Source organism: Acidovorax sp. SRI_002 (assembly GCF_057586455.1).
In genome coordinates this window covers 1-19,690 of sequence record NZ_JBYCZW010000007.1, presented here as the reverse complement: position 1 = coordinate 19,690, position 19,690 = coordinate 1, and the positions used below count along the sequence as shown (strand labels likewise).

Sequence of the window (19,690 nt, the reverse complement as noted above, 5' to 3'; positions counted from 1 at the left end):
CTGCCCGCCTGCGCTCACCATGTCCAACCCGCCTGCACCCCACGCCCCTTCCCTGCCAAACCCTGCGCAAGTGGCCGCTCCTGTGGTGGTGCCGCACACGCTCACGGAAGATGCTGTGGCCATCTTCACCGGCGTGCTGCTCATTTCCGTAGGGGTTGCTTTTTTCACCAGCGCAGGCCTGCTGACCGGGGGAACCGCAGGCCTTGCGTTCCTATTGCACTACGCCACGGGTATCGGCTTTGGCAAGATTTTCTTTGTGCTGAACCTGCCCTTTTACTGGCTCGCCCTGCGCAAGCTGGGGCGCGCATTCACGGTCAAGACGTTTATTGCCGTGCTGTTGTTGTCGCTGCTGACCGAACTGCAGACTCAATTTCTGGAATTTGCGCAGTTGCAGCCGCTGTATGCGGCCGTGGCAGGCGGGTTGATCACGGGCACGGGGTTTCTGGTGCTCTTTCGCCACCGTTGCAGCCTGGGGGGCGTGGGCATTGCCGCGCTGTACCTGCAAGACCGGTACGGATGGCGCGCCGGCAAGGTCCAGATGGTAGTGGACTGCTGCATCGTGCTGCTGGCGCTGTGGACGGTGGAACCCCTGCGCGTTGCCTGGTCCATTGCAGGGGCCGTGGCGCTCAACCTGGTCCTGGCGATGAACCATCGGCCAGGGCGTTACATGGCGGTGTAAGTCGGTCCAGAACACACGGACCAGAACTCAAACAGAGGCTGCCCGTGCTTGCAGGTACTGCTCCAGCACCCCGATCGGCACCGGGCGGCTGAACAGGTAACCCTGAAAGAGCGTGCAGCCGTGCTTTTCCAGAAACGCCCGCTGCGCGTCCGTCTCCACGCCTTCGGCGATCACGTCGATTCCCAGGCTCTGCGCCATGCCGATGATGGTCTGCACGATCAGCGCATCGGTGTGCTGAATGCCAATGTTGCGCACAAAGCTCTGGTCGATCTTGAGCTGGTCCAGCGGCAGGCGCGTGAGGTAGGACAGCGATGACTGCCCCGTGCCAAAGTCGTCCAGAGAAAACCGCAGACCCAGGGCGCGCAATGCGTTCATCTTCGCGATGGTGTCGTCCACGTTGTCCAGCGCCAGGCTTTCCGTCAGTTCCAGCTTCAAACGGTCGGGCCGCGCACCGGTTTGCAGCAACACGGTGCGAATCTGCTCCATGAAATCGGGCTGCCGGAACTGCCGCGCGCTCACGTTCACGGACAACTGCAGCTGTTCCGTGGCGGGGTTGCCCTGCCAGCGGCGCAACTGAGCACACGCGGTCTGCAACACCCACAGGCCTATGGGCAGTATGAGCCCCGTTTCTTCGGCCAAAGGAATGAACTCATAAGGGGGGACCATGCCGCGCTCCGGGTGTTGCCAGCGGATCAGCGCCTCGGCCCCGACAGGGCGTACACCACAGCCCACCTGGATCTGGTAGTGCAGCAAAAACTGCCCGGCAGCCAACGCAGTGCGCAGGTCGTTTTCCAGTGCAGCGCGGGCAGAGACCGCCGCCTGCATCATCGGATCAAAGAACCGGATCGCGTTGCGCCCCGCTGTTTTTGCGGCGTACATGGCCAGGTCGGCGTGTTTGACGACGTCTTCCACCGTTTGGCTTTGGCCGCTGAACAGCACGGTTCCCACACTGGTCGTGCTGTGCACATGGTGCAAGGCAAGCTGGTAAGGCTGGTTCAGGGCGGCAAGTATTTTCTCGGACACATTCTGTGCCTGCTCAGCCGCGTCGGTGGCAAGCGCATCCAGGTCTTCCAGCAGCACCAGAAACTCATCGCCGCCCAGGCGGGCCACGGTGTCGCCTTCGCGCACACATCCCGCCAGGCGCAGCGCAACCTGCTGCAGCAAGACATCGCCCATGTCATGGCCCAGTGTGTCGTTCAGGGTCTTGAAGTGGTCCAGATCGAGGCACAACAGCGCGCCATGCAGGCCGGTGCGCGCACTGGTGGCAAACGCCTGCTGCAGACGGTCCAGCATGAGGCGGCGGTTGGGCAGGTGTGTCAGCGGGTCATAAAAGGCCAGATGCTCGATCTCGCGCGCGGCCTGGGCACGCTGGGTGATGTCGCTGAGCGTGCCGACATAGTGGGTGACTTCGCCCCCATCGTCCGTGACGGCTGTGATGCCCATGAAGTGGAGGTTGACCGCCCCGCTTTTGCAGCGGTTCCAGATTTCGCCTTTCCATTCACCGGTGTCCGAGAGGCTGCCCCACATGGCGTCGAAAAAGGCCTTGTCATGGTGGCCCGAAGCGAGAAGGCTGGAACGCTTGCCCACTGCATCTTCCGCGCTGTAGCCCGTAATTTTGGTGAAGGCCCTGTTCGTGCGCAGGATGACGGTCTCTCGGTCGGTGACGATCATGCCCTCCTGCGACTCAAACGCGATGGCCGCAATGCGCAGCTCGTTTTCATCGCGCTTGCGCGCCGTGATGTCCTTGCCCACGCCCCGGTAACCGCAAAATGTGCCGTTCACGTCAAAAATGGGTGTGCCGCTCACCGAAAGCCAGTGCAACTGGCCCGAACGGTCTTTGCGCTGGAACTCGAAATCGCGGAACTCCTGATGGCGTTCCAGCAGCTCGCGGTGCTCCTGCCAGCGGGCTTCGCTCACCCCAGGGCCTGCCAACTCCCAGCGCGTCTTGCCCATGTACGCAGCCGCCTCCTGCAGCAGACGGTCTTTGTCGCTTCCGTCCACATGGGTCAAGCGGAACTGGGCATCCTGCTCCCAGTACCAGTCAGACGACAAGATGGTCAGGGTGCGAAAGCGCGCTTCGTTGTCTTCCAGTTGCTTGCGCACGCGGTAGGCCTCGGTCACGTCGCTGAACACCAGCACGACACCGACAATCTGCCCCTGCGCATTGCGAATGGGCGCCGCGCTGTCCGCAATCTGATATTCGGCACCGTCCCGCGCGAGCAAGGTCGTGTGGTTGCTCAGCCCCACCACCTCGCCCTTGGCCACCACCATCCGAACCGGATCGACCACCGGCTCCCGCGTGCTGGCATTGACGATGCGAAACACGTCCGTCAGCGGCTTGCCCAGTGCCTCGGGCAACGGCCAGCCTGTCAGGCGTTCGGCCACTGCATTCATGCGTGTGATATGGCCCTGCGCATCCGTGGCCACCACCCCATCACCAATGGAATGCAGCGTGATGGACAGGTTTTCCTCACTCTGGCGCAACTGGGCCTCGGCGCTCTGGCGCGTAAGCGCCATGCGGTCAAAACGCTGACCCAACTCGGTCAACTCTGCCAGGCCGGTGGCGAGGGGTTGGGGGGCATAACGGCCCTGGGCCAGTTCGTCGGTGGCGTCCAACAGGCGCCGCAATGGTTTCATCACGCCCCGCCGCACGCCCTGCTGGGCCAGCAGGAAAGACAGCGCAAGGCCAGCCAGCAAGAAGGCCACCTCGGTCCACATGTTGCGGTTGGCAGTGGCGTAGAGCTGGTCCAGTGGCACAGCCAGACTCATGGTGGCAACCGTTTTTCCACCCGACTCTATGAGCGGCTGAAACACCATCAACTGGTGTGATCCGGCCGCATTGCTGCGCTGAAGCACCCCTTCGGCAGAGCGCTGCAGCGCCGCGCTGAAATCTGCATCGGCCAACTGGGTTCCGAGTTCGGCCCCATCGGGCGGAAAACGCGCCACCACGCGCCCATCGGCGTCGGTCACACGCGCCACGGCCCCGGGTGGCAGGCCCAAATCGGCAAGCCGTAGGCTCCACCACTCCAGCGACACCACGGCCACTGCAGCGCCCACCACCTCCTGGCTGCCCGGCGGGACTACAGGCACCGCAAAATTGACGCTCGCCACCTGGGCAGCCCGGTCGATCTGAAAAGCCCCCACCGAGAACTCCCGGGTGGTGATGGCGTGCTGGAAATAGGGCCGGTTCGCCACGTTCACGGGCGCCTTCAACGGGCGGGCATTGCACAGCAGATCGCCACTGGCCTGTGGCACACCAATGTTGACGTAAGTGGCGTTGAGCGACAGCACCTCGGCCAGGTACCTTCCACACTCGGGTTCCGCCGGCCGGTGCACCGAGGGCATGGCAGCAAGCTTCTGCAGAAAATCGCGGGTGTTCTGAATCAGGCGCTGCTGGCTGGCTGCCACGGCCCGCAGCGTGCCCAAAGCCTGGTTCTCTGCGGCGGCGATGGCGTCCATGCGGTGCGACCGTGCCTGGTAAACCGCCAGCAGCACGGCGGGCAGGGTCGCCACCAGAACCAGCCAGCGGATTCGCGCAGACAACGTACTCCAGGTTCCCACCAGCCAGGAAGGCATACCGACCTTTCGTCTTGCACAGTCATTCCAGGCACCGCAGGGCCAGGAGATGCACCGAACGCATTGTTACATCGTAAGCCGAACCGCCCTACATCTGCACCCCCATTTGCCCGCAGTGCCCGGTGGCCGCCCCAAGGGCCGGGGGCCGGAGATGTAACCTTTTGGGAACCTTGAGGCGTGCCGCCGTATCATTGGGACATGCGTCGCGGCCTCTATTTCGTGTTGATGGTGGTGCTGGTCCTGCGGGGACTTACTGGCACCGCCATGGCCGCCGGGGTCTTGCCGCCCCTGCTTCCTGCTAGCGCGCCGCATGCGCAGGAGCACAGCCACGTGGTGGCAACCGAAGCGGCATACCCTACCTCACAAGAGCACAGGACTGACCAGGCCGCACAGGCCATGGCTGCAGAAATGCAGGAAGGCGATCACACCATCGCCCATCACGATGACCATGCCGTGCATGCTGCTGCGGCATCCGCGTGTGATGGTGAACTGGTGGGGTGTGCTGCACACGATCACCACTCTGCCGCATGCTCCGCCTGCGAAATCTGCCATTCGGCAATGCTCGACGCCGCCCCGGCAGCGTCCTGCACTCTCCGCCGCTTGGGCACCGCGCTGCCCACGGCGTCTGCACGGTTTGACAGTGCGCCTCCCGCACTGACCATCAAACCACCCATCGCCTGATCTCCAACGCCCGAAGTGCGTCTGCCCCAGCCTGAGCACCCCTGAAACAGGGTGGCCCGGGCGGTAGCGCAACACCTTTTTCGTCCGTTGTCTGGAGATCGCCATGCGCGCGCCTGCTTCATTTCCATATCCCGCTTCATCGCCCCCGCGAACCGTCTGCCTTGTGCTGCTGGCACCGCTGCTTTCGCTGGCCCAGGGCCTTGCTCCCACCCCCAGCCATCCTCTTGCACCGACTGCCGACGCTGCCCATGTTGCGGCCCCGACGGCTCCACTGGCCCACCCCGCCCTCGTCCCACAACCCCCATTGCCCGGCGCGACCCCATCGCCCCAGTCATGGCGCGAGGCGCACGAGGCGGTGGCTGCCTTTCCCAGGGGGCATGCCGACATCGTCGCCTGGGAGGCTCGGCAGAGCGCCCAGCCCGCCACACCCACGTCCACTGTCGAAGGGCAAAAAAGCCCCCACCGTCATCACCACGGGCACCACGGCAGCAGCAGCAACGGCCAGTCCGCTTCACCCACGCCGATGCACCAACGCCACCACGCACCGGGAGGCAAGCCATGAACCTCCCCGCCCAAATGCCGCACATTTCTCCACACCTTTCCCCACGCCTGTCCCCGCGCCTTTGCCTGTTGGCCGCTGCAGCTGTACTGGCCGGTTGCGCCAGTGTCTCGCCCGATGGCCTGCGCGGTGACGTCGCCAATCTCGCTGCGGGCCGCACCGGGGGCGTGCAAGCGAGCCTGCCTGCAGCGGACCCTGCCGCCCGCGCCTCTGCAGAAAAATCCGTCGAAGGCTGGCTGGCACAGCCCTTGACACAAGACGCTGCCGTGCGCATTGCCCTGCTCCACAACCCTGGCCTGCAAGCCCGCCTGGCCGCACTGGGCGTGGCCGACGCTGAGCGCGTGCAGGCCATCACCCTGCCCAACCCGCACCTTGCACTGGGGAGATTCACCAACAGCCACGAGCGCGAAATCGAGCGCACCCTGGCCTTCAGCCTGATTGACCTCATCACCCTGCCCTGGCGCACCGCGCGCCAGGCCGAGCGCCTGCAGATCGCGACGCTGCAAGCCGCGCAGGACGTGGTGACGCTTGCCGCCGACACCCGCCGCGCCTGGCTGCGTGCCGTGGCCGCGGAGCAAATAGCCGCCACCCACGACCGCATGGTCGAGGCGGCCGAGGCCGGGGCCGAGCTGGCCCGCCGCATGGTGCAGGTGGGCAACTGGAGCCGTCTGCAGCAGGCCCGCGAGCAGGCCGTGCTGCAAGAGGCCACCCGCCAGCGCGCCCGCGCCCGCCTTGCCGCAGCCACCGAGCGCGAGCAGCTCAATCGCCGCATGGGCGTGTGGGGGCTGCAGACGCAGTACCAGCTGGCCAACCAGCTGCCGCCCTTGCCCGCCAGCGCCTTGCCCGCGGAAGGCATCGAAGCCACCGCGCTGCGCGAACGGCTCGATGTGCAAGCGGCCCGCCGCCAGCTCGACACCCAGGCCACCCGGCAGGGCTGGAGCCGCGCAGGCGCCGTGTTTGGCGATATCGGCCTGGCCTATAGCCGCAACACCACCACCGAGCGGGATGGCGGTCACCGCGAGATCACGCGGGGTTGGGAGCTGGAGTTGCCCCTGCCCCTGTTCGACTGGGGCGGCGCAGCCCGTACCCGCGCCCAGGCCGAGGTGGAGCAAAGTGCCGCCCAGCTGCAGGACACCGCCGTGCGCGCCCGCAGCGAGGTGCGCGCCGCCTGGCTCACCTACCGCACCGCGCTCGACCTGGCACGCCAGCAGCAGGCTGAGGTGGTACCCCTGCGCCAGCTCATCAGCGACGAGACCACCCTGCGCTACAACGGCATGCTGGCCAGCGTGTGGGACATGCTGGCCGAAGCGCGCAACAGCACCCAGGCCGTGGCCAACGCCATCGAAGCACAGCGCGACTTCTGGCTGGCCGAGACCGATCTGCAGCTCGCACTCACCGGCACATCGCCAGGCGCCCTGCAGGGCCTCGCATCGGGCGCCGCAGCCTCCACCACCCCACAAGGCCACTGACATGAACCGCCGCAATTTCTTCTCCGGCGCCGCCACGGCAGTGGCCGCAGCCTCCGTCAGCCGCGCGGCCCTGGCCGCGCTGCCCGAGCCCGCCATGCAGACCAGCGCCGACACCGCGCCGCCGCTGCACCCGCCCACGGGCCGCCCCTACAACCCGGTGGTCACTTTGAACGGCTGGACCGCCCCCTGGCGCATGAACGCAGGCGTCAAGGAGTTCCACCTGGTGGCCGAGCCCGTGGTGCGCGAGGTGGCGCCCGGCTTCATGGTCAACATGTGGGGCTACAACGGCCAGAGCCCCGGCCCCACCATCGAGGTGGTTGAAGGCGACCGCGTGCGCATCTTCGTCACCAACCGCCTGCCCGAGCACACCACCATCCACTGGCACGGCCAGCGCCTGCCCAACGGCATGGACGGCGTCGGCGGGCTCACCCAGCCCGCCATCCAGCCGGGCAAGACCTTTGTGTACGAGTTTGTGGCGCGCCGCCCCGGCACCTTCATGTACCACCCGCATGCCGATGAGATGGTGCAGATGGCCATGGGCATGATGGGCCTGTGGATCACCCACCCGAAGGCCGCGCACCCGCACATCGCCAAGGTGCAGCGCGACTACGCCTTCTTGCTCAACGCTTTTGACGTGGAGCCCGGCAGCATGACCCCCAAGGTCAACACCATGCTGGACCACAACATCTGGTGCTGGAACAGCCGCGTGTTCCCCGCCATCAGCCCGCTGGTGGCGCGGCAGGGTGAGCGCGTGCGCATGCGCATCGGCAACCTCACCATGACGAACCACCCGATTCACATCCACGGCTACGAATTCGAAGTGACCGGCACCGACGGCGGCCCGGTGCCCAAAAGTGCGCGCTGGCCCGAGGTGACCACCGACGTAGCCGTGGGCCAGATGCGGCAGGTCGAGTTCATTGCCGACGAACTGGGCGACTGGGCCCTGCACTGCCACAAGAGCCACCACACCATGGGCGCCATGGGGCACGACGTGCCGACCATGATCGGCGTGGACCACCGGGGCCTGGTGGGCAAGATCCAGAAGATCGTGCCCGACTACATGGTGATGGGCGAGCGCGGCATGGCCGACATGGGTGCCATGGAGATGCCACTGCCCGACAACACCTTTCCGATGATGACCGGCACCGGCCCCTTCGGCCCGTTGGAGATGGGCGGTATGTTCACCACCCTCAAGGTGCGCGCCGACCAGCCTGCGGGCGATTACCGCGACCCTGGAGACTTCAAGCAACCTGCGGGCACGGTGGCCTACGAATGGCAGGGTGCCCCCGCCAGCACACCACGCCCCGCCCGCGCAGACACCCCAGGCACCGCGCCCGGCGCAGCGAGCGCACGCAAGCCCGCTGCCAGCGGCCACCAGCACTGAACCTCCCCATCAGCACACACCATGAACACTATTAAATTGATAGCTGCTTGCGCTTTATGGATAAGCGCTAGCACCTCTTTTGGCCATGAAAACGCCCATCACACCGCATCGAACAGCCCGGTGGTCAAGGAGCAAAAGGACTGGGGCATCGCAGGCGACGCCAAGGCCGTGCGCCGCACCATCACCGTCCGCATGACCGACGACATGCGCTTTGCTCCGAATCACATCGAAGTGCGTGAGGGCGACACCGTGCGGCTGCGTGCCGAGAACAAAGGCAAGGTGTTGCACGAGATCGTGATCGGCACCAAGGCCGAGCTGAACCAGCACGCCGAGATGATGAAAAAGCACCCCGGCATGGAACATGACGAGCCCTACATGGCCCACGTGGCGGCGGCCAAGACCGGTGACATCGTGTGGCACTTCAACCGCGCCGGTAGTTTTGACTTTGCCTGCCTGATCCCCGGCCACTACCAGGCCGGCATGACCGGCACCATCACTGTGCTGCCGCGCAACCCATAACGCCAGGAGAGACACGCCATGACCAACTCAAGCAATCCACGCTCCGCATCCACCGCAGCCCACCCTGCACGACGCCAATGGCTCACCACCGCACTGCCTTTGCTGGGTGCGGGTGTCGCCGTCGCCCTGCTGCCCGGCCTGTCCCGAGCAGCCACCAACACCCCAACACCGCTGGAGGTGTGGAAAGACCCGAACTGCGGCTGCTGCCAGGACTGGGTGGACCACATGCAAGCCAACGGTTTTGCCGTGAAGGTGCACGCCACCGGCAACAACGCCGTGCGCGCACGGCTGGGCCTGCCGCAAAAGCTGGGCTCGTGCCACACCGCGCTCGTCGGCGGCTATGTGGTGGAAGGCCATGTGCCTGCCAGCGACGTGCGCGCGCTGCTGCAGCAAAAGCCCAAGGCCCTGGGCCTGGCGGTGCCTGGCATGCCCGTGGGCTCGCCCGGCATGGACGGCCCTGCGTATGGCGACCGGCGTGACCCGTACGACGTGCTGCTGGTGGCGCGCGACGGCAGCACCCGTGTTGTCAAAAGCTACAACAAGAAGGCATCGACATGAAAATCCTTTGCATCCCACTGGTCGCCAGCCTGCTTCTCCTGGGCGCAGGGCCCGCTCTGGCGCAAGCCCCCACCGCTGCAGCCTCCGATAGCCACAACAGCCACCATCCGGCCCCGTCGGCGGCGCAAGCGGAACTGAGCGAAGGCGAAATCACCCGCTGGGACCCGCGCACACTGCGCCTCACCTTGAAGCATGGCGAGATCAAGAACCTGGAAATGCCGCCCATGACCATGGTGTTCCGCGTGGCGGACGCCAGCGTGGTGGGTGACTTGAAACCGGGTGACAAGGTGCGCTTTCGGGCCGAGCAGGTTAATGGCGCTTACCACGTCAAGCAGATCGAAAAGGCCCCGTGAGCCCCCTGCCGGCTGACTGACGTCGCACAAACCAGCAGGTGCGCCCGGGCACCATAATCGACGGCCATGAGTTCTCAACACGTTCTGGCCGGCAGCGCTGGCAGCATCACCCGCGTGGCAGGCATCGAGGTGGGCCACTTCACCGAAACCCGCCGCCCCACGGGCTGCACTGTCATCATCACCCGCGAGGGCTCTGTGGCCGGTGTGGATGTGCGTGGCGCCGCGCCGGGCACGCGCGAGACGGATTTGCTCCACCCCTCCAACCTGGTGGACAAGGTGCACGCCATCATGCTGGCCGGGGGCAGCGCCTGGGGGCTGGATGCCGCCACTGGCGCCGTGCGCTGGCTCGAAGAGCGCAACGTAGGCTTCGACGTGGCCGTGGGCCGCCTGCCCATCGTGCCTGCCGCCGTGCTGTTTGACCTGCTGGTGGGCGACATGCGCATCCGCCCCGACGCTGCGGCGGGCTACGCCGCGTGCGATGCGGCATCCACCGCCGACCCGGCCGAGGGCAATGTAGGTGCGGGCACGGGTGCGGCACTGGGCAAGATCTTCGGCATCCAGCGCGCGATGAAGGGCGGCATTGGCACCGCCTCTGTCACGGTGGATGGCGTGACGGTGGGCGCACTCATCGCCTGCAACGCCCTGGGTGACGTGATCGACCCCGACACCGCGCAAGTCATCGCCGGGGCCCGCACCGACGACGGCCTGCGCCTGCGCGACACACGCCGAGCCCTGCTGCGCGGCGACCCGCCCCAGCCCCTGCTGGCGGGCACCAACACCACCATCGGCGTGGTGGCCACCGACGCCGTCATCACCAAGGTGCAGGCCCACCGCCTGGCCGTGGCCGCCCACGACGGCCTGGCGCGCAGCATCAACCCGGTGCACACCATGTCGGACGGCGACACGCTCTTCAGCCTGGGCACTGGCCGCGCAGGCAAAAGCCTGGGCATGATGGTGCTGGCCACCATGGCGGCCGAGGCCACGGCCATTGCCACGGCACGCGCGGCACGCGCGGCGCGGTCCATCACCACGGCGGAAGGTTTGTACTTGCCGTGGGCTGGTGAGTTGGGGTAAACAATGGTCATGGGGCCATCGCCCATGAGCCCATATGATGCCCACACCGCGCGCAGGGCTCAGGCGCCAGAACACGCCCGGAGCGCACTGCGGCCCCCACGCGCCAGTCTTGCCACCCTATCAATCGCGACAAGGAGAATTCATGAAAGACCTAACCCGTCTGCGGCACAACTGGTTGTTGTGCCTGCCTTTGCTCCTGAACACCCAAGCCACGATCGCCCAGGACCAGTTCGTGGACCTGCAATCCAACGGTGGCTACACGTCCTATCGCCTGCCGGACGACACCACCCAGGTGGACCTGAGCGCACAGACACAGGGGGCTTGCCGTTTCAATCGCACCTGGGGCTATGACCTGACGAACCGGGAACTTTGGACCAACGGGGGGTGTGGCGGCCGCTTCCAGATTACCCGCAGCTACGCACCGAACAACAGCAGTGGCTCCAACGCAGGTGCAGCGGTGGCCGCGGTGGCCGCCATCGCGGGCCTTGCGCTGCTGGCCAACCACAACCGGCACGACAACGACCGGCGACCCGAGTACCCGGACTATCCCGGCCAGGGTGGCGACTGGGGGCGAGAAGTCCGCGTGGACGGCCGCCTGTGCCTGGACGTGCGGGGTGGCAAGTTCCAGCCAGGCACCACATTGCAGGTGTATGAATGCAACGGCACCGCGTCCCAGCGTTTTGCTGTGGGGCGCGGGGGTGAGATCCGGGTACGCGACCTGTGCGTGGACGTGGACCGTGGCGACCCGCGCGATGGCGCACGGGTGGTGCTGTGGTCGTGCTCGGGCTCGCGCAGTCAAAGCTGGGCCACCCGGGGCGGCCAGATCGTGAGCCAGCTCACCGGCAAATGCCTGGACGTGGAGGATGGCCGGGTCCGCCAGGGCGCACACACCATGGTCTGGCCCTGCAACCGCAGTCCCAGCCAACGCTGGTGGTGGTAAGGAGGACCCAATGATGATCACAACCCAAACCCCACACGCTCTGCGCACCATGCGCTTGCTGTGCAGTGCAGCAGCGGCAGGCACCTTCGCTCTGGCATGTGCATCCGCCGCGCAGGCAGCGGATGCCCTGGTGTCTTCCCCCACATCCCCACCCAAGGTGACCACCACGGCCCAGAAGCCAGCAGCACCATCGCGCGCCAACCGGCTCCAGGCGATCTGCTCGTCTGCTGACCTGAACCACGACGGCAAGGTGTCTCTGGAAGAGTTTCACCGGGACATCGTGCAAGGCTGGCACAACCTCTCGCCCGATGCGACAGGCCATGTCCAGCTCTCCGACCTGGCCCAGGTGCCGCGCATGGGCAAAGGCCGCCTGAAGCGACTTGCAGCCGTTGACACGGACAGCGACGGCAAGCTGTCGTTCAAGGAAGTCGTTGAAAGCCGCATGGCCTATTTCGACGCGGCGGATACCGATCAGGACGACCAGCTCTCCCTTTCGGAATGTGTGGCTTACGAGCGCCAGCGGCGCGGCAGCAAGCCATAGATCTCAGGAACTCCTTGTCGCTCCTGGCCCCATGTGCCTGGAGGGCGTACGCCACAGCCACATGAACAACCACGGGGCCTCGGATGGTCGCAGAGGCCTCGTGGTTGCTCCACCCCATGTTCAGCACTTATTCCATGTCCCAGGCTTTCCGCAATACCCTGCTTTCTCTGCGCGATCTGATCGTGTCGGCCGGTCCTCTCGCGTTTCTGGCGGTGGGACTGCTGGTCCTGGCGTACTGGTGGCTCAACCCCAACCCACCCAAAACCGTAACGCTGGCCACAGGCCCGGCGCAAAGCGCTTACGAGGAGTTTGGCAAGCGCTACCAGAAGGCGTTGGCGGTGGACGGCATCGAAGTCCGGTTGCTGCCCAGCGATGGCTCTTCACACAACCTGCAGCTGTTGCGTGAGGGCAAGGCCGATGTGGCGTTTGTGCAGGGTGGCACGGCCGAACTGCAACCCGATGATGCCGACGAGCTGGTGTCTCTGGGCAGTCTCTTTGTGGAGCCCGTGTGGCTGTTCTACCGTGCGGAGACTGCAGAACGTGTGTACAACACGCCGCGCATCGACAGCCTTCGGCAGTTGCGTGGCTGGCGGGTCAATGTAGGCTCAGACGGTAGTGGCGTGCCCAAGCTGATGGAGCGCCTGCTCGACGCCAACAAGGTGGCGCCTGGTGCGGTGCAGATGTCCCGACTGGAGCAGACGCCAGCCACCGTGGAATTTCTGGCGGGCAGACTTGATGCGCTGGTGTTCGCCTCGGCCCCCGAATCCCTGATGGTGCAGATGCTGCTGCAGACACCCGGCGTGCAGTTGCTGGACTTTGCCCAGCACGAGGCCTATGCGCGGCGGTTTCCGTTCCTGACTCCGGTCACATTGCCGCGCGGCGTGGTGGACCTGGCGGCCAACGTGCCCACGCGGGATGTGCGCCTGGTGGCATCCACCACCTCGCTGCTGGCACGCGATGCCACGCACCCTGCCCTGCTCACCCTGTTTGCGCAGAATGCGCAGAAACTGCATGGCGGATCGGGCTGGTTCAACCGGGCCCGCGAGTTCCCCAACTCACGCAATAGCGAACTTCCGATTGCCAAGGAAGGCGACCGGGCCATGAACGAGCCGGTGCCGATGCTGCAACGCTACCTGCCGTTCTGGATGGCAAACCTGATTGAGCGCATGTGGCTGGTACTGGGCATTTTGCTGGCGATCATGCTCCCGCTGTCGCGCGTCGTGCCGCCGCTGTACCAGTTCCGCGTGCGTTCACGCGTATTCCGCTGGTATGGCCGGCTTCGTGAGATTGAAAACGACATGGAGGCTGGCAACATTGACGCCACCGAGCTGCTCAAGGCCCTCAATACGCTGGAGGCACAGGCTGAAAAAGTGAGCGTACCGTTGTCCTACGCAGACGAGTTGTACGCGCTGCGCAATCACATTCACCTGGTGCGCAAAAAGTTGCTCCGCGCCTGAGCTGTCCCTGGCGCTTCAGGGTACATCTGTGAATTGAGCGCCCTTTGTTGCATGGAGCACGCGAGGCCAAGGCTCAAAGCGATGGCGAATCGCGTGGGAAGCGCGGGGTGCTGAGTTAGCGTGTCTTGGAAGACTTGGAGCCCAACGGGGCAACTTTGGAGGAAGGGGCGCTGCTGGTCACCTTCCGGGACGAGCCCGCTGAGATAGCGTCCAGAACACGGACCGTGGAGGACACTGCCGGAACCACCCGCAAGGAGCCGTCCGCAGCCAGCTTGTCACGCATCCGCCGGGTCATGGACTGCGTGCTTGCATCCGGTGCGGTGAAAAGGAACAGAGTGCCGTGTGGGCTGGCCCAGGTAAGTTGCGTGCGGACGACCCGGCCGTTGGTGACCAGCTCGACCCACGCGCCAATTACAAAGTCAGCGTAGGGATCGGGCGCATCCACGGGCGCCTGAACACTGTCCTCGGGGGCCACAGCGGAGGCTTGCGCTTCAGCAGAGGCTGCTTCTTGGGCCACCGGCTCGGGTTCTGGCTGAGGCGCCGCCACAGGTGCGGGCGCTGGCTTTTCAAAGGCCGACTGATGCAGCCCCACCAAACGCTGCAAGAAGGCGCTGGTCTGCACAGCGGGATAATTGATGGTCTTGAGCCCCTTGCGCAGCTTGGCCAGCAGGCCGGGAATGGCCTCGTTCAGGCGCTCAGGTTCCTGGCGGGTCAGGTCGGGTTGGGCGCTCCATAGCAGCACAGGTACCAGCGCCAAGTAGCCACCGGGGTCCTCATCCTGCCCATCTCCGCCCTTGAGCACCTGCGCCAAGGCGATCACATCCGCCCATGGGCCGGCGGCAAAATCGAGCACGTCGGCGGGCACGTTCTCCAGATCAGGCAGCCTGCGGATGTCGGCCGCAGTCTTTTCGGCCAGCATTTCCCGCTGCTCCGCTTGGAGCAAGGCTTTTTGCTGCGCTTCCTGATGGGCCTTGATCTTCTGCTCCTGAGTCTCCCAGGCAGACTGCAGGGCCTTGAGCACGGTATCAAAAGGCCCTGCATCTTTGATTTCGTTGGCAGTCAGGTGCTCCACCGCCCCTTGTACCAAGCGCATGAAACTGCTGAACCCCGGCGTTGCTTCTGCGGTGAACGCCAGACTGCGTTGCGTCAGCTCATCCAGCAAACGGCGCGCGGGATGGGTGCCATCGGTGAAAAACCGCCCATCGTGTGTCACCAGTTGTTTGAGTGCGGGCTCCAAACTCTTCACAGCCTTCTGCACGGGAGGCAGAAGGCGAGCATCCTGGGCAATGTTCTCCATCATGCGGCCAACCACCTCAATGGCCATGGCCGGGGATTGGGTGGCCGCCTCCATCGGCATAGCCGCGTACACCACAGGAGCCACACCAGGGCCCCGCCACCCCGTCAAAGGCGCCGACAGCGAAGCTGCCTGGCTGCCGCTGGCGAGCCTTCCCACCAAGCGTTCGAGCTGGGCCATGTCCTCGATGGCCTCGGCCGCTGCACCAACAGGGTAGTAACCACCGCCTTGTGGCATGGGTTGGGCACCCGCCACAACCCCGCCCGCAGGAGGCACACCCCACGCAGGCTGCAAAGCCACCGGGTGCGAAGGCATGGCGCCATATGCGCGTGGATCAAAAGGATCTCCGCCAGCCAACATCTGGCGCAGGATGCCCACCGTCAACAATGCTTCTTCTGCGGCTGGCGCCATCGGCGATTGCAGGGAATCGCCACTCCAGCCAGTGGAAGGCCCCATGCCACGGCCATAGCCGGTGTTGCCATAGTCTCCCATGGGCGCGCCCATCGAGTTGCCATAGCCGGAGTACCCGCCACCATAGCCGGTACCCATGCCGGTGTTGGTGCCGGGGCCGCCGTAACCACCGCCACGACCCGCGTTGCCGCCGGGCGTGCCGAGCACCGCGTAGCCCACGGGCTGAACACCATGTTCGCGCAGGCTGGCAGCCGTTTTTTTGTATTCATCCACCAGCAGCTTACCCAACAGGTCGCGCATGTGCTGCATCCACAGCTGGCGCACTTCGGGCGATACGCCAGTGTCTCCCACCACTTGCTGGAGAGCGCGGATATAACTTTCAGGGCGCAGCGGGTTGCGCTCGGGTTGCACACTGCGCAAGCCCTGTGCGGAACTGACGAGAGTGTTGAGTTCGGCCAGCACCGCATCAGTGGCATGCAGCGCCGATTGCTGCGCCTTGGACAGCTCCACCTGCGCCTGCATCTCGTTCTCATCCATGAGCGAGAGTTCACCGAAGTCCATGCCGGTGTCCTCGGCAGAACTGCGGCCTTTGGCAGCGGGACCTTCGGCAAAAATCTCCAGCAGGGCCATGGGATAACCCTTGACCAGCGCAGCTTCATGCTGGTTCAGCAAGCGCAGGCTGTCACTGACCAGATTGCGCTGCTGGATATTGCGGACGACAGACTCCTCACCCGTCAGGGCCCCTTGCGTGACCTTGACCAATTCCTGCATCAACGCCTCGCCGCCGCGCACGGCGTTGACGACACAGGCGCGGAAAACAGTTCTCGAACGAGAAGCAGTCTGGGACATGGTGGGGAGGAATCGATCGGACAACAGGTTTCCAGATGCAATGCTACTTGACCTGACGCCTTATTTGAGGGCTTTGAACCTCATTCGTTTGGGTTTTGCTCCTTCTTCACCCAGGCGCTTCTTCTTGTCGGCCTCGTACTCCTGGTAATTGCCGTCAAAGAACGTCCACTGGCTGTCACCTTCAGCCGCCAGGATGTGGGTGGCGATCCGGTCCAGGAACCAGCGATCGTGGCTGATTACCAACATCGTGCCGGCAAATTCCAGAAGCGCGTCTTCGAGAGCCCGCAAGGTTTCCACGTCCAGATCGTTGGACGGCTCGTCCAGCATCAGCACGTTGCCGCCCGCAATCAGGGTCTTGGCCAGGTGCAAACGACCGCGCTCCCCCCCTGAGAGCATGCCAACCTTCTTTTGCTGGTCGCCGCCATTGAAGTTGAACCGGCCACAGTAGGCGCGGCTGGCCATCTGGAATTTGCCCACGTTCAGAATGTCGAGCCCGCCCGATACGTCTTCCCAGACGGTCTTGTCATTCGACAAGTCATCGCGGTGCTGGTCCACAAAGGCCATCTTGACGGTGGAGCCGATAACGACCTCCCCCGCGTCCGGCTTTTCCTTGCCCGCAATCAGCTTGAATAGCGTGGACTTACCGGCGCCGTTGGGCCCGATGATGCCGACGATGGCGCCTGCAGGTATATTGAAGCTCAGGTTGTCGATCAGCACGCGGTCGCCAAACGACTTGGTGACGTTCTTGAACTCGATCACCTGGCTGCCCAGACGGTCCGCCACGGGGATGAAGATTTCGTTCGTTTCGTTGCGCTTCTGGTATTCGTAATCGCTCAGTTCCTCAAAGCGGGCCAGACGGGCCTTGCTCTTGGCCTGGCGGGCCTTGGGGTTCTGGCGCGACCATTCAAGTTCCTTCTTCAGGGCCTTGGCGCGGGCTTCCTCACCCTTTTGTTCGGCTTCCAGACGGGCGCCTTTCTGGGTCAGCCAGTCGGAGTAATTGCCCTTGTAGGGGATGCCGGACCCACGGTCCAGTTCCAGAATCCATTCGGCGGCGTTGTCCAGGAAGTAGCGATCGTGGGTGATGGCCACCACGGTGCCGGAGTAGCGCTGCAGGAACTGCTCCAGCCAGTCCACCGATTCGGCGTCCAAGTGGTTGGTAGGCTCGTCGAGCAGCAGCATGTCGGGCTTGGACAGCAGCAGGCGGCACAGGGCCACGCGGCGCTTTTCACCGCCGGAGAGCACACCAATGTTGGCATCCCAAGGTGGCAGGCGCAGCGCATCGGCTGCGATTTCCAATTGGTGCTCGGAGTCGGTACCCGCCGTTGCAATAATGGCTTCCAGCTCGGCCTGCTCGGCGGCCAGCGCGTCAAAGTCGGCATCTTCAGCGCCATAGGCGGTGTAGACCTCTTCAAGACGGGCCTTGGCGGCAAAAACCTTGCCCATGCCGGCTTCCACACTCTCCCGCACGGTTTGTGTCGGGTCCAGCTGGGGTTCCTGGGGCAGATAGCCGATGTTCAGACCGGCCATGGGGATGGCCTCGCCTTCGATTTCCTTGTCAAGGCCCGCCATGATCTTCAGGAGGGTGGACTTACCCGAACCGTTAGTCCCCAATACGCCAATCTTGGCGCCCGGGAAGAAGCTCAGGGAGATGTCTTTCAAGATCTGCCGCTTGGGCGGCACGATCTTGCCGACGCGATTCATGGAAAAAACGTATTGGGCCATTGAGTGTCAAACCTGCAAAAATGAGCAGAAATTCTGCGTGCAAACCGAGATTATCGGGCCATGCGACAATACCCACCGTAGCGGGCTCCAGTTGCCCGCCACATCAGCACACTGCTGGGGACGAAGGAAGCATCAACTTCCAGGCTCCCACTCTTGAACCTCATCGGCTTGAGACTGGCTCGACAACCTCCCGGTTGCACGACAGGCCGATACCCAGCGCCCCGGACGGGCGCATCCAAAGACATGACATTTGACGAACTGAACCTGGCTCCTGCCATCCTGAAGGCCGTGCACGAAACGGGCTACGAAACCCCCACGCCCATTCAGGCCCAGGCCATTCCCGCCGTGCTCGCAGGCCACGACCTGCTGGCTGGCGCGCAGACTGGCACCGGCAAGACCGCCGCGTTTACCCTGCCCATGCTGCACCGCCTTTCGCAAAGCGCTGCCCCCAAGAACAAGTTCGGTGGCAAGGGCATCCGTGCCCTGGTGCTGACGCCCACCCGCGAACTCGCCGCCCAGGTGGAAGAATCCGTGCGCGAATACGGCAAATACCTGGATATCAACTCCACCGTCGTCTTCGGCGGTGTGGGCATGAACCCGCAGATCGACCGCGTCAAGCGCGGGGTGGACATTCTGGTGGCCACGCCCGGCCGCCTGCTGGACCTGCAGCAGCAGGGCTTCCTGGACCTGTCGACCGTGCAGGTGCTGGTGCTCGACGAGGCCGACCGCATGCTGGACATGGGTTTCATCCACGACGTGAAGAAGGTGCTGGCCCTGGTGCCCAAGGACAAGCAAAGCCTGCTGTTCTCGGCCACCTTCAGCGATGAAATCCGCGACCTGGCCAACACCCTGCTCAAGAACCCTCAGAGCATCCAGGTCACCCCCAGCAACACCACCGTGCAGCGCATCTCGCAGGTGATTCACCCCGTGGGCCGTGGCAAGAAGAAGCAGGTGCTGCTGCATATCATCCAGCAGCACAACTGGAGCCAGGTGCTGGTGTTCACCCGCACCAAGTTTGGTGCCAACAATGTGGCCGAGTTCCTGACCAAGAACGGCGTGCAGGCCATGGCCCTGCACGGCAACAAGAGTCAGAGTGCGCGCACCCAGGCACTGGCAGGCTTCAAAAGCGGCGAAATCCGCGCTCTGGTGGCCACCGACATTGCAGCGCGCGGCATTGACATCGACGACCTGCCGCACGTCGTCAACTACGAAATCCCGAACGTCTCTGAAGACTACGTGCACCGGATTGGCCGCACGGGCCGCGCTGGCGCTACCGGCGAAGCCGTGAGCCTGGTCTGCATGGACGAAGAAGGCTTCATGATGGACATCGAGCGCTTCACCAAGCAGCAGATCCCGGTCCAGATCATCGAAGGCTTCGGCCCCGACGCGGGCGAGAAGGCAGAGCCCATCGCCATGGGCCGCCAGACCATCTGGGGCGGTGCAGGCAAGCCCCCGAGCCGTGACGTGATGCAGGCAGCCGCCAAGGCAGCCCGCAGCGAAATGATGGACCGCATCCGCACCAACAAGGCCGGCCAGGGTGCTGGCGGCGGCGGTGGCGGTGACCGCGGCCCCCGCAGTGGCGGCGGCGGTGGTGCCCGTGGTGGCCGCGCCGGTGGTGCCCCTG

General features: G+C 64.7%; 15 protein-coding genes. 11 read left to right on the top strand and 4 right to left on the bottom strand.

Translation table 11 applies throughout. The features are described from left to right. The first annotated feature begins 19 nt into the window (after window positions 1-19). Entirely contained in the window at window positions 20-679 is a 660-nt protein-coding gene (locus AC2YJX_RS19375) for a YitT family protein (RefSeq protein WP_218299490.1), read from the top strand. Window positions 680-706: 27 nt separating this feature from the next. Here the strand turns inward: AC2YJX_RS19375 and AC2YJX_RS19370 are convergent, their stop codons facing one another. After that, complete coding sequence (locus tag AC2YJX_RS19370) at window positions 707-4,255, bottom strand: EAL domain-containing protein (protein WP_487256999.1); 3,549 nt, start codon at window positions 4,253-4,255, stop codon at window positions 707-709. Window positions 4,256-4,615: 360 nt separating this feature from the next. Then, entirely contained in the window at window positions 4,616-4,807 is a 192-nt protein-coding gene (locus AC2YJX_RS19365) for a hypothetical protein (RefSeq protein ID WP_487256998.1), read from the bottom strand. Between the two features lie 705 nt (window positions 4,808-5,512). Between AC2YJX_RS19365 and AC2YJX_RS19360 the strand changes: the two genes are divergently transcribed. The 9 genes from AC2YJX_RS19360 (at window position 5,513) to AC2YJX_RS19320 (ending at window position 13,790) form a co-directional block, all read left to right on the top strand. After that, window positions 5,513-6,964 carry a TolC family protein gene (locus AC2YJX_RS19360; protein ID WP_431153079.1) on the top strand — a complete coding sequence of 484 codons (1,452 nt, stop codon included), beginning with the start codon at window positions 5,513-5,515 and terminating at the stop codon, window positions 6,962-6,964. Window position 6,965: 1 nt separating this feature from the next. Beyond that, window positions 6,966-8,348, top strand: a complete 1,383-nt coding sequence (locus AC2YJX_RS19355) for a multicopper oxidase family protein (protein WP_487256997.1) — start codon at window positions 6,966-6,968, stop codon at window positions 8,346-8,348. A 21-nt stretch (window positions 8,349-8,369) separates the two neighbouring features. Next, window positions 8,370-8,867, top strand: coding sequence for a cupredoxin domain-containing protein (locus tag AC2YJX_RS19350; protein WP_176885612.1), 498 nt, complete (start codon window positions 8,370-8,372; stop codon window positions 8,865-8,867). A gap of 18 nt (window positions 8,868-8,885) precedes the next feature. Beyond that, window positions 8,886-9,425: a DUF411 domain-containing protein gene (locus AC2YJX_RS19345; protein WP_487256996.1), complete on the top strand. Its 540-nt coding sequence runs from the start codon at window positions 8,886-8,888 to the stop codon at window positions 9,423-9,425. After that, window positions 9,422-9,778, top strand: a complete 357-nt coding sequence (locus AC2YJX_RS19340; RefSeq protein WP_487256995.1) for a copper-binding protein — start codon at window positions 9,422-9,424, stop codon at window positions 9,776-9,778. Before AC2YJX_RS19345 ends, AC2YJX_RS19340 begins: the two co-directional genes overlap by 4 nt. Window positions 9,779-9,844: 66 nt before the next feature. Beyond that, entirely contained in the window at window positions 9,845-10,852 is a 1,008-nt protein-coding gene (locus AC2YJX_RS19335) for a P1 family peptidase (RefSeq protein WP_487256994.1), read from the top strand. Window positions 10,853-10,994: 142 nt separating this feature from the next. Further along, window positions 10,995-11,792 carry a lectin gene (locus AC2YJX_RS19330; RefSeq protein WP_487256993.1) on the top strand — a complete coding sequence of 266 codons (798 nt, stop codon included), beginning with the start codon at window positions 10,995-10,997 and terminating at the stop codon, window positions 11,790-11,792. Window positions 11,793-11,805: 13 nt separating this feature from the next. Continuing rightward, the gene (locus AC2YJX_RS19325; protein WP_487256992.1) at window positions 11,806-12,333 is read left to right on the top strand and encodes an EF-hand domain-containing protein; all 528 of its coding nucleotides are present in this window, start codon (window positions 11,806-11,808) and stop codon (window positions 12,331-12,333) included. 134 nt (window positions 12,334-12,467) lie between these two features. Further along, window positions 12,468-13,790 (top strand): TAXI family TRAP transporter solute-binding subunit, encoded by a 1,323-nt coding sequence (locus AC2YJX_RS19320; protein ID WP_487256991.1) that lies wholly within the window; start codon window positions 12,468-12,470, stop codon window positions 13,788-13,790. A 115-nt stretch (window positions 13,791-13,905) separates the two neighbouring features. Here AC2YJX_RS19320 and AC2YJX_RS19315 read toward each other — a convergent pair whose 3' ends face one another. Both AC2YJX_RS19315 and ettA read right to left on the bottom strand, forming a co-directional pair. Further along, the gene (locus AC2YJX_RS19315) at window positions 13,906-16,344 is read right to left on the bottom strand and encodes a DUF1631 family protein (RefSeq protein WP_487256990.1); all 2,439 of its coding nucleotides are present in this window, start codon (window positions 16,342-16,344) and stop codon (window positions 13,906-13,908) included. Between the two features lie 60 nt (window positions 16,345-16,404). Further along, window positions 16,405-18,066 (bottom strand): energy-dependent translational throttle protein EttA, encoded by a 1,662-nt coding sequence (gene ettA / locus AC2YJX_RS19310; protein WP_055400762.1) that lies wholly within the window; start codon window positions 18,064-18,066, stop codon window positions 16,405-16,407. 243 nt (window positions 18,067-18,309) lie between these two features. Here ettA and AC2YJX_RS19305 point away from each other — a divergent pair. Then, the coding region (locus AC2YJX_RS19305; RefSeq protein WP_487256989.1) for a DEAD/DEAH box helicase at window positions 18,310-19,690 on the top strand (1,381 nt) is incomplete at its 3' end.

What these genes read in the sequence shown, in the direction of transcription:
- AC2YJX_RS19340 (WP_487256995.1), top strand. Translation starts at nt 9,422, where the DNA reads ATGAAAATCCTTTGCATCCCACTGGTCGCCAGCCTGCTTCTCCTGGGC.
- AC2YJX_RS19315 (WP_487256990.1), bottom strand. Translation starts at nt 16,344, where the DNA reads ATGTCCCAGACTGCTTCTCGTTCGAGAACTGTTTTCCGCGCCTGTGTC.
- AC2YJX_RS19355 (WP_487256997.1), top strand. Translation starts at nt 6,966, where the DNA reads ATGAACCGCCGCAATTTCTTCTCCGGCGCCGCCACGGCAGTGGCCGCA.
- AC2YJX_RS19335 (WP_487256994.1), top strand. Translation starts at nt 9,845, where the DNA reads ATGAGTTCTCAACACGTTCTGGCCGGCAGCGCTGGCAGCATCACCCGC.
- AC2YJX_RS19375 (WP_218299490.1), top strand. Translation starts at nt 20, where the DNA reads ATGTCCAACCCGCCTGCACCCCACGCCCCTTCCCTGCCAAACCCTGCG.
- AC2YJX_RS19330 (WP_487256993.1), top strand. Translation starts at nt 10,995, where the DNA reads ATGAAAGACCTAACCCGTCTGCGGCACAACTGGTTGTTGTGCCTGCCT.
- AC2YJX_RS19345 (WP_487256996.1), top strand. Translation starts at nt 8,886, where the DNA reads ATGACCAACTCAAGCAATCCACGCTCCGCATCCACCGCAGCCCACCCT.
- AC2YJX_RS19360 (WP_431153079.1), top strand. Translation starts at nt 5,513, where the DNA reads ATGCCGCACATTTCTCCACACCTTTCCCCACGCCTGTCCCCGCGCCTT.
- ettA (WP_055400762.1), bottom strand. Translation starts at nt 18,066, where the DNA reads ATGGCCCAATACGTTTTTTCCATGAATCGCGTCGGCAAGATCGTGCCG.
- AC2YJX_RS19370 (WP_487256999.1), bottom strand. Translation starts at nt 4,255, where the DNA reads ATGCCTTCCTGGCTGGTGGGAACCTGGAGTACGTTGTCTGCGCGAATC.
- AC2YJX_RS19325 (WP_487256992.1), top strand. Translation starts at nt 11,806, where the DNA reads ATGATCACAACCCAAACCCCACACGCTCTGCGCACCATGCGCTTGCTG.
- AC2YJX_RS19365 (WP_487256998.1), bottom strand. Translation starts at nt 4,807, where the DNA reads ATGGCAGATTTCGCAGGCGGAGCATGCGGCAGAGTGGTGATCGTGTGC.
- AC2YJX_RS19320 (WP_487256991.1), top strand. Translation starts at nt 12,468, where the DNA reads ATGTCCCAGGCTTTCCGCAATACCCTGCTTTCTCTGCGCGATCTGATC.
- AC2YJX_RS19350 (WP_176885612.1), top strand. Translation starts at nt 8,370, where the DNA reads ATGAACACTATTAAATTGATAGCTGCTTGCGCTTTATGGATAAGCGCT.